Raw genomic sequence first — 10,359 nt, 5'->3', positions numbered from 1 at the left:
GCGCGGGCGGTGCGGGGGATCGGCGCTCTGCTCGCCGCCGTCGCCGTCCTTCCCGCCGGTGCCGTCGCCGCCCAGGCCGCGCCCCGGCCTCCCGCCGCCCTTCCCGCCGCCCTTCCCGTCACAGGTCCCGTTCCCGCGCCCGGCCCCGCCGCCGGCGTCGAGGGCGAGCTCGTGCCGGGGGTGCCGCCGGGGCCGTACCAGCCCTGGCAGATCGACACCCCCGACCAGATGCTGGCACCGCGGACCTATGCGCCCAGCGCCGCCGAGGACGCCGTGGAGCCGCGCGCAGCCGGGCGCGGGACCTACGCGCTGGTCGAGTACGTCCCGTTGATCGACGCGGTCTCGGGTGTGACGTGCAGCCGGCAGACCGGGCCTTTCCAGCGGCAGGTCGAGCGCTGGCTGAAGCTGACGGTGGACGGGAAGCAGTCGGCGGCCGACTGCCGGGCGATCCGGGCGTTCCAGGAGAAGGAGAAGATCAAGCCCGCCAGCGGGTTCGCCGGGACCGTGACCTGGGCGCGGATGATGCTGAAGTCCGCGAGGAAGGACCCCAACGCGGCCGGGAAGTGCCCGGTGCGGACGTACCGGGTGGCCTGTGTCGACCTCGACCGGCAGCTGACGTGGGTGCAGAAGGGGGAGCAGGTGCTGTTCGGGCCCGTGCCGATGCGCAGCGGGCGGATCGGGCACCGGACACGGCCCGGATGGCACACGATCTACTGGCGGCACAAGAACCACGTGTCGACGATCTACCACACCCCCATGCCGTACGCCCAGTTCTTCGACGGCGGAGAGGCCTTCCACGCCGTGTACGGCAGCCTCTACACGACCGTCGGCTCCTGGGGCTGCGTGAATCTGACCCTGGGCGACGCGCGCACCCTGTGGGGCGTGCTGAAGCAGAACGACCGCGTGTACGTGTGGGGGCACAGGCCGGCGCCTTAGAACTCCGGACCCGGGCCGGTGCCGAAGGGCCGCCGCACCCCTCTGAGACACTGGGGGCGCCATGAATGAGACAGCACCTTCGCCGACCGCCCCCCTGCGTGCCCGCGCCGAGATCGACCTGGCGGCCCTGCGGGCCAATGTGCGCACCCTGCGCGCCCTCGCGCCGGGCGCGGCCCTCATGGCCGTCGTGAAGTCCGACGCGTACGGCCACGGCGCGGTCCGCTGCGCCCGGGCCGCCCTCGACGCGGGAGCGACCTGGCTCGGCACGGCCACCCCGGAGGAGGCCCTGGCGCTGCGCGCCGCCGGGCTGCCGGGGCGGATCATGTGCTGGCTGTGGACGCCCGGCGGGCCCTGGCAGGAGGCGATCGAGGCCGACCTCGACGTGTCCGTCAGCGGGATGTGGGCACTGCGTGAGGTCACGCGGGCGGCGCGGGCGGCCGGTGTGCCCGCGCGGGTGCAGCTCAAGGCCGACACCGGGCTCGGCCGCAGCGGCTGCCAGCCCGGCGAGGACTGGGCCGAGCTGGTCGGCGCGGCCCTGGCGGCCGAGGCCGAGGGGCTGGTCCGGATCACCGGGCTCTGGTCGCACTTCGCCTGCGCCGACGAACCCGGGCACCCCTCCATCGCCGCGCAGCTCGACCTCTTCCGGGAGATGCTGGCGTACGCGCAGGCGCGCGGCGTCCGCCCCGAGGTGCGGCACATCGCCAACTCGCCCGCCACGCTCACCGTGCCCGAGAGCCACTTCGACCTCGTGCGGACCGGGATCGCCGTGTACGGCATCTCGCCCAGCCCCGAACTCGGCACCCCCGCCGACCTCGGGCTGCGCCCGGTGATGACGCTGTCGGCGTCCGTCGCGCTGGTGAAGCGGGTCCCGGCCGGTCACGGGGTGAGCTACGGCCACCACTACGTCACCCCCGGTGAGACCACCCTCGGCCTGGTGCCCGTCGGCTACGCGGACGGCATCCCGCGGCACGCCTCCGGCAGCGGACCGGTCCTGGTCGACGGCAAGTGGCGCACGGCCGCCGGGCGCATCGCGATGGACCAGTTCGTCGTCGACCTCGGCGGCGACGAGCCCGAGCCCGGCTCCCGCGCGGTGCTCTTCGGCCCCGGCGACCACGGCGAGCCCACCGCCGAGGACTGGGCGCAGGCCGCGGGCACCATCGCTTACGAAATCGTCACGCGCATCGGAACCCGGGTTCCGCGCGTCTATGTGAACGAGGAACCGGGGACAAGTACGGCGACCACCACGACCACCACGGCCGACCCGGCCGGTACGGCGACGGCGGCCGGTCCGGCCGTCACGGCCGACACGGGGAAGAGGAGCGGTACGTGAGCGAGAGCAGTGCGGAGGCCGTCGCGAGCGCCACAGCGGCCGTCGCCTCCGCCGCGGCGGCGTCCGGCGGCTGGCGCAGGACGACCGGTCTCGCGGGTGCCGCGATAGGCGTGCTGGCCGCGGGCGCGGCCGCCGGTGTCGCCATCGAGCGGATGACCGTCGGACGCGGGATGCGCAGGCGGGCCCGGCTCGCGCTGGACTCCACCGGCCCGTACGGCGCGCTGCGCGGCACCCCAGGCAAGGCGTACGCCGACGACGGCACCGAGCTGTACTACGAGGTCGACGACGTCGAGCCCGAGGGCGGCCCGGCACCCCGCAGGCGCCGGCTCTTCGGCCGCAAGGCCCCCCTCCCCGTCACCGTCGTCTTCAGCCACGGCTACTGCCTCAACCAGGACTCCTGGCACTTCCAGCGGGCGGCGCTGCGCGGGGTCGTGCGGACCGTGCACTGGGACCAGCGCAGCCACGGCCGGTCCGGGCGCGGGGCGGCGCAGGTCGACGGCGGTGTGCCGCTCACCATCGACCAGCTCGGCCGGGACCTGAAGGCCGTCGTCGACGCCGCCGCGCCGGACGGACCGATCGTGCTGGTCGGCCACTCCATGGGCGGGATGACCGTGATGGCGCTGGCGGCCCAGTACCCGGAGCTGATCCGCGACCGGGTGGTCGCCACGGCCCTGGTCGGTACGTCGTCGGGGCGGCTCGGCGAGATCAACTTCGGGCTGCCCGTCGCCGGCGTCAACGCGGTGCGCCGGGTGCTCCCCGGTGTGCTGAAGGCGCTGGGGCAGCAGGCCGAACTGGTGGAGAAGGGGCGCAGGGCGACGGCGGAGCTGTTCGCCGGGATCATCAAGCGGTACTCGTTCGCGTCCCGGGACGTCGACCCCGCGGTCGAGCGATTCGCCGAACGAATGATCGAGAGCACGCCGATCGACGTGGTCGCCGAGTTCTATCCGGCGTTCACCGACCACGACAAGACCGAGGCGCTCGGGCTGTTCAAGGACATGCCGGTGCTGGTGCTGGCCGGGGTCCGGGACCTGGTGACGCCCAGCGAGCACAGCGAGGCCATCGCCGGCCTGCTGCCGGACGCCGAACTCGTGCTCGTGCCGGACGCCGGGCATCTGGTGATGCTGGAACACCCGGAGGTGGTGACCGACCGCCTCGCCGACCTGCTGACCCGCGCCGGTGCCGTGCCCGCAGGGGCTACCGTGGGTGGCTATGGAAGCACCAGCAGCACCGCACAGCCCGGCTGACCTCGAACTGACCGTCACCTCGCCCGACCAGATGCGCGAACTGGGCCGCCGTCTGGCCAAGCTGCTGCGCGCGGGCGACCTGGTGATGCTCAGCGGCGAGCTCGGCGCGGGCAAGACCACGCTCACCCGCGGGCTCGGCGAGGGCCTCGGCGTGCGCGGCGCCGTCACGTCCCCGACCTTCGTCATCGCCCGGGTGCACCCCCCGCTCGGCGACGGCGCTCCGCTCGTGCACGTCGACGCCTACCGGCTGGGCGGCGGTCTGGACGAGATGGAGGACCTCGACCTCGACGTCTCGCTGCCCGAGTCCGTGATCGTCGTGGAATGGGGCGAGGGCAAGGTCGAGGAGCTGACCGACGAGCGGCTCCAGGTCCGTATCCACCGGGCCGTGGGCGACACGACCGACGAGGTGCGGCACGTGACCGTGACCGGCCTCGGGGAGCGCTGGAACACGGTCGACCTGAGCGTTCTGTCGGCTTGAGACCGTCCGGGACGGGGCCCGCGGTGGCTGAGACGTTCGCATGAACGTTCCGACAACCCGTCGGCAAGATGTTGCGCCGGGCACTCCGGGCGTGGTCACATGGTATCCAGTTCGTAGTTAGGTCTACCTAACCGCGTCCGCCCCCGGCCCTCAGGAGACGTCCATGCCGGCTACGGAACCCCAGGCGCAGTCCGCGCAGCGCGGGTCGACCCTGCGCGGCCTGTCCCTGCACGGATCGTCGACGCGGGGACCGTCGATGCGCGAGCTGCTGGCGTCCTGCGCGGCCGCGGACGCGATCTCCACCCCGCCCCGCGCGCCCGACGACCTGACGGAGCGCCGCCGCGAGGCCGCCTGACCGGCGAACCGACGGAGCGCCGACGAGCCGCCCGACCGGCGGGGAGCCGTCGCTCAGCGGATCACGACGATCTTCTGGCCGATCGTCGCGAACACCCACATCGCGTCGCCGTCCTTGCGGGACTCGCGGATGCCGCCCGTCTTCACGGTCGTGTCGGAGGGGTCCTCCGGGGGTTCCACGGCCGCGCTGAAGCCGATGACCACGTCGCCCACGTCGGCGAAGCGCACGACGTGCTCGATGGGGGTGCCGTCCGTGCCGGTGACCGCCTTCGAGCGGGAGGTGACGAAGTAGGAACCCGGCAGCGGGTCGACGCTGCCCGGCGTGACCGCGAAGGTGCGCTCGACCCGGCCGCTCCCGCCGACCAGCCACACCCGGTCGTCGTCCACCGAGTACACGACCCGTTCACCCGTACCGGAGTTCCCCGGCAGCGCGGTGGGCTTGCGCCGGTCCCGGGGAGCCTTCACGGCCGCCTTGGGGGGCGCGCTGACGTCGGCGGTGGCGTCGAAACCGGCCGGGACGGTCGACGAGGCCTGGTAGGCGAGGAAGGCGACCGCCGCCACGGCCGTCGCGGTCAGCCCGGCCACGAACCCCGCGCTGCTGCTTGCCACCGCTGTCACCTCTGCATTCGTGCCGAGTGCCGTACGCCGTGCCTCCCGGCGACGTTAGCAGCCGGGTCCCGCCCGGCCCGGGCGTGCGAGTCCGCGGCCGGGGCCCGTGTCGGACCCGACGCGGGCTTCCCCGTACCCCGGCGCGGGCTTCCCCGTACCCCGGTCCAGGCTTCCCCGTACCCGGGCCGCGGGCTTTCCCGTACCCCGGCCCGGGCACAGCGCGTCCGGCACGGGCCGCGGAGCCGTAGGCTGTTTGCGTGCTCTTGCTCGCTCTGGATACCGCCACCCCCGCCGTCACCGTCGCGCTGCACGACGGCACGGACGTCATCGCCTCGTCGAGCCAGGTCGACGCCCGCCGGCACGGCGAGCTGCTGCTGCCGGCCGTCGACCGTGTGCTCGCCGAAGCCGGGCTGAAGCTCGACGCCGTCACGGCGGTCGTCGTCGGCACCGGACCCGGCCCGTACACCGGGCTGCGCGTCGGTCTGATGACCGCCGACACCTTCGGGCTCGCGCTCGGCGTCCCGGTGCACGGCCTGTGCACGCTGGACGGCCTCGCGTACGCCGCCGACATCGAGAAGGTCCCCTTCGTCGTGGCGACCGACGCCCGCCGCAAGGAGGTCTACTGGGCGACGTACGCCGACTCCCGGACCCGGCTGACCGGCCCCGCCGTCGACCGGCCCGCCGACATCGCCGAGCAGGTGGCCGGGCTCCCGGCCGTCGGCGCGGGCGCGCTGCTCTACCCCGACACCTTCCCGGTCGCCCGCGAGCCCGAGCACGTCTCCGCAGCCGCCCTCGCCGCGCTGGCCGCCGAGCGACTGGCCGCGGGCGAGGAACTGCCCGAACCCCGGCCGCTGTACCTGCGCCGGCCCGACGCGCAGGTGCCCAAGAACTACAAGGTGGTCACCCCCAAGTGACCGAACCCGTGACTCCGAGCCTGCGCGAGATGCGCTGGTGGGACATCGACCCCGTGCTGGAGCTGGAGAAGGAACTCTTCCCCGAGGACGCCTGGTCGCGGGGGATGTTCTGGTCCGAACTGGCCCACTCGCGCGGCCCCGGGGCGACCCGGCGGTACGTCCTGGCCGAGTCCGAGGGTCGGGTCGTGGGCTACGCGGGCCTGGCCGCCTCCGGCGACCTGGCGGACGTGCAGACCATCGCCGTCGCCCGTGACCACCAGGGCACCGGCCTCGGCTCCCGGCTGCTGACCGACCTGTTGCGGGCCGCGACCACCTTCGAGTGCGCCGAGGTCATGCTCGAATGCCGGGTCGACAACGTCAGCGCCCAACGGCTCTACGAGCGGTTCGGCTTCGAGCCCATCGGCTTCCGCCGCGGCTACTACCAGCCGGGCAACGTCGACGCCCTGGTGATGCGCCTGACCATGAAATCCGGCGGCGGCTCCGCCGAGGGTTCCACCCCCGAACAAGGAACAGAGATCAATGGCTGACGAACCCCTGGTCCTGGGGATCGAGACCTCCTGCGACGAGACCGGCGTCGGCGTCGTCCGCGGCACCACCCTGCTGGCCGACGCCATCGCGTCCAGCGTCGACGAGCACGCGCGCTTCGGCGGGGTCGTGCCGGAGGTGGCGTCCCGCGCGCACCTGGAGGCGATGGTGCCGACCATCGACCGCGCGCTGAAGGAGGCCGGGGTCTCCGCGCGCGACCTGGATGGCATCGCGGTCACCGCGGGCCCCGGTCTTGCGGGTGCCCTGCTGGTCGGCGTCTCGGCGGCGAAGGCTTACGCCTACGCGCTCGGCAAGCCGCTGTACGGCGTCAACCACCTCGCCTCCCACATCTGCGTCGACCAGCTGGAGCACGGCGCGCTGCCGGAGCCGACGATGGCCCTGCTGGTCTCCGGCGGCCACTCCTCGCTGCTGCTGTCCACGGACATCACCTCCGACGTCCGCCCCATGGGCGCGACGATCGACGACGCGGCGGGCGAGGCCTTCGACAAGATCGCCCGGGTGCTGAACCTCGGCTTCCCCGGCGGCCCGGTCATCGACCGGTACGCCAAGGAGGGCGACCCGAGCGCCATCGCCTTCCCGCGCGGACTGACCGGGCCGCGCGACCCGGCGTACGACTTCTCCTTCTCCGGACTGAAGACGGCCGTGGCCCGCTGGATCGAGGCCAAGCGGGCGGCGGGGGAGGAAGTGCCGGTGCGTGACGTGGCGGCGTCCTTCCAGGAGGCGGTCGTGGACGTGCTGACCCGCAAGGCGGTACGGGCCTGCAAGGACGAGGGCGTCGACCATCTGATGATCGGCGGCGGTGTCGCGGCCAACTCCCGGCTGCGGGTCCTCGCCCAGGAGCGCTGCGAGGCGGCCGGGATCCGGCTGCGCGTGCCGCGCCCCAAGCTGTGCACCGACAACGGTGCGATGGTGGCCGCGCTCGGCGCGGAGATGGTCGCCCGGGGCCGGTCCGCGTCCGACTGGGACCTCTCGGCCGACTCCTCCCTGCCGGTGACGGACACTCACGTACCCGGCCGCGAGCACAGCCACGATCACGTCCACGAGGTCAGCAAGGACAACCTCTACTCATGACCGTCGCGCTGATGTGGGAGGCACGGGCGGTGCCCGGGCGCGGCGCCGAACTGCTCGCCTGGGCAAGGGAACAGCGACTGCCCGGCCGGCCGCCGCTGCGCCGGGAGACCTTCCGCGCCCCCCAGGACCGCGTCCTCGTCATCACCTGGTGGGACGCCCCCCACGACGCCGACCTCCCTGAACTCCCCGAACCGGAAACGGGCTCGGTCACCCGGCCGGTACACCGCTGGCGGTTCGAACGGGTGGCGGAGGAGTGACGGGACGTACGTCCCACGGGGGTCGACGGATCGGGTGAGGGACCCGGTGTCCCGGGGGACACCGGGACACCGGCACAACCGGCTCAGGGCTGGGGTGCGGACAGGGTCCAGACCGCGGTGAGCAGGGTCGCTGCGAACAGGGCGAACGCCACCACCGCGACCAGCGTGCCGCCGCCCATCAGGAAGCCCCCGAAGACGCCGAGCACGGTGCCCAGCGCGGCGATGCCCGCGCCCGGCCACCACCACGGGCGGGCGGGGCGCAGTTCGGCGCCGGCCGGGCGGACGAAGGCGTCCCGCAGGTCGAGCCGGCCGACCTCGTGGTCGTCGAGCAACACGTTCTTCGGCGGGTTCCGGCGCAGCCGCCCCAGCGGCACCAGCCGGGTGCCGTCGGGCAGCCGTACCACGGCGGGCCGGCTGTCGCGGGCATGCACCGTCACCTGTGCCCGGCCGTCCGTCAGTTCGTCGAGGGCCGGGTGCCACATGACCCACTGCCAGCGCTCGGTCGGCTTCGAATCCTCCGATGCCTCCGATGCCTCCGACGGCTCCGACGGCTCCGACCGGTCGGTCTGTTCGGGCAGGTCCGCAGGCGACAGCACTAGCCACGTGCTGTTCGAGTTCTGGAACGCGTTCCCCAGGTTCAGCCGCTCCCCGCGGCGCACCGTGGCCGTCATCGGGCGGCCCGGCCGCCGGGCCGCCAGCCGGAACCGCAGTCCGCGCCAGAGCCAGATCCCGCTCAGCGGGACGAGGACGAACCCGCCGAGCACGGCGGGCACTTCGCGGTCGTCCTCGGCCGCGGTCTCGTCGCGGTCCGCCGGGAAGCCCTGCGGGTCGGCCTCGGCGGGATCGTAGGCGACCTTGAAGCGCTTGCCCTTGGTGTAGCGGTCGGTGTCGTAGATGCCGAAGCGCTGGACGTGCGGGTGGCCGTCCGCGTCGGTCCAGCGCACGCGGATGTCCTCGTCGTCGCCGATGCCGTCCTCGACGATCAGTCCGGTGGCCGTCGCCGTGGCCCGGTCGCGGGCCTGCGCGTAGGCGTAGGCGTGTCCGACGAGCCAGCCGGCGAACAGGGCGTAGCCGACGACCGTGACGGTGAAGCCGAGGAGCGCGATGCGCAGGGCGGGTCCTGGGCGTCTCATGCGGCCGTCTCCTTCCGGGGCGTGGCGGCGGTTGCCAGCAGGGCCCGTACGGGCGCGGGGTCGCCGTCCTTCAGGGCGGCGGTGATCGGTTCGTACAGGTCGACCACCGTCGTGCCGTCGGGCGCGACCAGGACGCTGTTCACCCAGCGGGAGGTGTAGGTCCAGCCGGCCGCGCGCAGCACGGACTCCAGCCCCTGGGCCATCGCGGTGCTCAGCACCTCCGGGGCGACCACCGAACGCACCGCGGCGGGCATCCAGCGCAGCTGCGGTTCCAGGCGGCGGGCCAGCCGCGGCCAGGTGCCGTCGATGACGGTGTCCAGGGCGGCGGCCACGGCCTCCTCGGGCGTCTCGTGGCCGGTGGCGTCCTTCAGCAGCGTGAGGCCCGTGCGGTCGCTCAGGGCGTGCAGCCGGTCGTCGGGCAGGTCGAGCAGACGGATGGGGCGCAAGTCGTCGGCCGGTGTGTCCTCCAGGTCGGCCAGCAGGCGCACGCACCAGCGCTCGACGGACTCCGCGGTCCGCAGGGCGAGCGGAGTACCGGTGTACGGCGTGGCCGCCTCGACGTCGGCGGGCAGTGCGGCGATCCGGCGGTCGAACGGCGGATGGTCCTCGACGGCGTACGGGGAGGCGGCGTCCATCTCCTCCTCCGAGGCGGCGGCCTGGACACTGCGGTCGGCCACGAGCGGCTCGGCCAGGGCGCTCTCCAGGGCCTCGTACAGGTCCTCGGGGTAGGCGTCCTCCGCGGCCGCCGAGAGCATCCAGTCGGCGCCGAGACCCTCGAACGCCGCGTGGATCGTCCCGGTCCGGCGCAGTGCCTCGGCGGTGGCCGCGGTGCCGGCGACCCGGACGGCGTCGGCGTCGGAGGCCGTCTCCGCCTCCCACATCCGCGGCTGGGTGGCCCGCAGCAGCGGTGCGGCCAGCGGGCCGAGCGGTCGGAACCGGCTGTCCATCCGGTCCGCGAGACAGGCGCGGGCGAACCGCAGCGCGGACATGCGCCGGTCGCGGGCATGGTGGACGTGCGCCAGTTCATGGGCGACGACCGAGGCCAGCTGGGCATCGGTCAGCATGCGCAGCAGGGGCAGACCGAGCAGCAGGACGTAGGTGCGCACACCGCCGACCTTCACCGGTCCCATGGACGCGTCCACATCGGGGACGATCCGCACCAGCAGCGGTTCCCGGAAGCCGACCCGCTCGGCCACGTCCTGCACCAGCGCGACCAGCTCCGGTTCGTCCTCCGGCCGCACGGCCCGGCCGGGTGGCTGGTCCCCGCTCATGAAGCCTCTCGTGGCGCCGGCCACGAACATCCCGCCCAGCCACACCAGCATCCACAGGGCGTGGAACGCCAGGCTCGCGATCGTCAGCACGATGGCGATGAGGATGTGTGGCAGACAGGCCACGGTCAGCATCGCGCCGATGAGCAGCCACTCGCGGAGCGGCTGCGGTCGTATGTCCATGGGGTGCGTTCCTGTCACGTGCGTCCGCCTGCGCTT

12 protein-coding genes are annotated in these 10,359 nt (G+C 73.7%); 9 read left to right on the top strand and 3 right to left on the bottom strand.

What is annotated here, in order from left to right:
• Positions 1-9: 9 nt before the first annotated feature.
• From FNH09_RS13120 to FNH09_RS13100, 5 genes are all read left to right on the top strand, one after another.
• The gene (locus tag FNH09_RS13120) at positions 10-936 is read left to right on the top strand and encodes a L,D-transpeptidase (RefSeq protein ID WP_338017558.1); all 927 of its coding nucleotides are present in this window, start codon (positions 10-12) and stop codon (positions 934-936) included.
• A 61-nt stretch (positions 937-997) separates the two neighbouring features.
• A complete protein-coding gene (alr, locus tag FNH09_RS13115) occupies positions 998-2,266 on the top strand; it encodes an alanine racemase (RefSeq protein WP_152887356.1) in 1,269 nt (422 codons plus the stop codon).
• Positions 2,263-3,510, top strand: a complete 1,248-nt coding sequence (locus FNH09_RS13110; protein ID WP_162468515.1) for an alpha/beta fold hydrolase — start codon at positions 2,263-2,265, stop codon at positions 3,508-3,510. The genes alr and FNH09_RS13110 overlap by 4 nt, the downstream gene beginning before the upstream one ends.
• Entirely contained in the window at positions 3,476-3,988 is a 513-nt protein-coding gene (gene tsaE / locus FNH09_RS13105) for a tRNA (adenosine(37)-N6)-threonylcarbamoyltransferase complex ATPase subunit type 1 TsaE (protein WP_152887354.1), read from the top strand. Before FNH09_RS13110 ends, tsaE begins: the two co-directional genes overlap by 35 nt.
• 163 nt (positions 3,989-4,151) lie before the next feature.
• Complete coding sequence (locus FNH09_RS13100; RefSeq protein ID WP_152887352.1) at positions 4,152-4,343, top strand: hypothetical protein; 192 nt, start codon at positions 4,152-4,154, stop codon at positions 4,341-4,343.
• Positions 4,344-4,396: 53 nt separating this feature from the next.
• Here FNH09_RS13100 and FNH09_RS13095 read toward each other — a convergent pair whose 3' ends face one another.
• Positions 4,397-4,951 carry a hypothetical protein gene (locus FNH09_RS13095; RefSeq protein WP_338017556.1) on the bottom strand — a complete coding sequence of 185 codons (555 nt, stop codon included), beginning with the start codon at positions 4,949-4,951 and terminating at the stop codon, positions 4,397-4,399.
• Positions 4,952-5,208: 257 nt separating this feature from the next.
• On the opposite strand from FNH09_RS13095, the gene tsaB reads away from it, so the two are divergent.
• The 4 genes from tsaB to FNH09_RS13075 are packed head-to-tail and all read left to right on the top strand — an operon-like array spanning position 5,209 to position 7,739.
• On the top strand, positions 5,209-5,865 hold the full coding sequence (gene tsaB, locus FNH09_RS13090) for a tRNA (adenosine(37)-N6)-threonylcarbamoyltransferase complex dimerization subunit type 1 TsaB (RefSeq protein WP_162468514.1): 657 nt from the start codon (positions 5,209-5,211) through the stop codon (positions 5,863-5,865).
• Entirely contained in the window at positions 5,862-6,392 is a 531-nt protein-coding gene (rimI, locus tag FNH09_RS13085; protein WP_338017555.1) for a ribosomal protein S18-alanine N-acetyltransferase, read from the top strand. The genes tsaB and rimI overlap by 4 nt, the downstream gene beginning before the upstream one ends.
• On the top strand, positions 6,385-7,482 hold the full coding sequence (gene tsaD / locus FNH09_RS13080; RefSeq protein WP_152887350.1) for a tRNA (adenosine(37)-N6)-threonylcarbamoyltransferase complex transferase subunit TsaD: 1,098 nt from the start codon (positions 6,385-6,387) through the stop codon (positions 7,480-7,482). The genes rimI and tsaD overlap by 8 nt, the downstream gene beginning before the upstream one ends.
• Positions 7,479-7,739, top strand: coding sequence for a hypothetical protein (locus FNH09_RS13075; protein ID WP_152887348.1), 261 nt, complete (start codon positions 7,479-7,481; stop codon positions 7,737-7,739). Before tsaD ends, FNH09_RS13075 begins: the two co-directional genes overlap by 4 nt.
• 83 nt (positions 7,740-7,822) lie before the next feature.
• Here the strand turns inward: FNH09_RS13075 and FNH09_RS13070 are convergent, their stop codons facing one another.
• Positions 7,823-8,872, bottom strand: coding sequence for a hypothetical protein (locus FNH09_RS13070; RefSeq protein ID WP_152887346.1), 1,050 nt, complete (start codon positions 8,870-8,872; stop codon positions 7,823-7,825).
• Complete coding sequence (locus tag FNH09_RS13065) at positions 8,869-10,323, bottom strand: M48 family metalloprotease (protein ID WP_152887344.1); 1,455 nt, start codon at positions 10,321-10,323, stop codon at positions 8,869-8,871. The genes FNH09_RS13070 and FNH09_RS13065 overlap by 4 nt, the downstream gene beginning before the upstream one ends.
• Positions 10,324-10,359 lie beyond the last annotated feature (36 nt).

It is taken from the genome of Streptomyces adustus, assembly GCF_009377175.1.
Classification (GTDB): Bacteria; Actinomycetota; Actinomycetes; order Streptomycetales; family Streptomycetaceae; genus Streptomyces; species Streptomyces adustus.
Note: the sequence above shows the minus strand (reverse complement) of the source record. Positions and strands in the feature narration are given on the sequence as shown.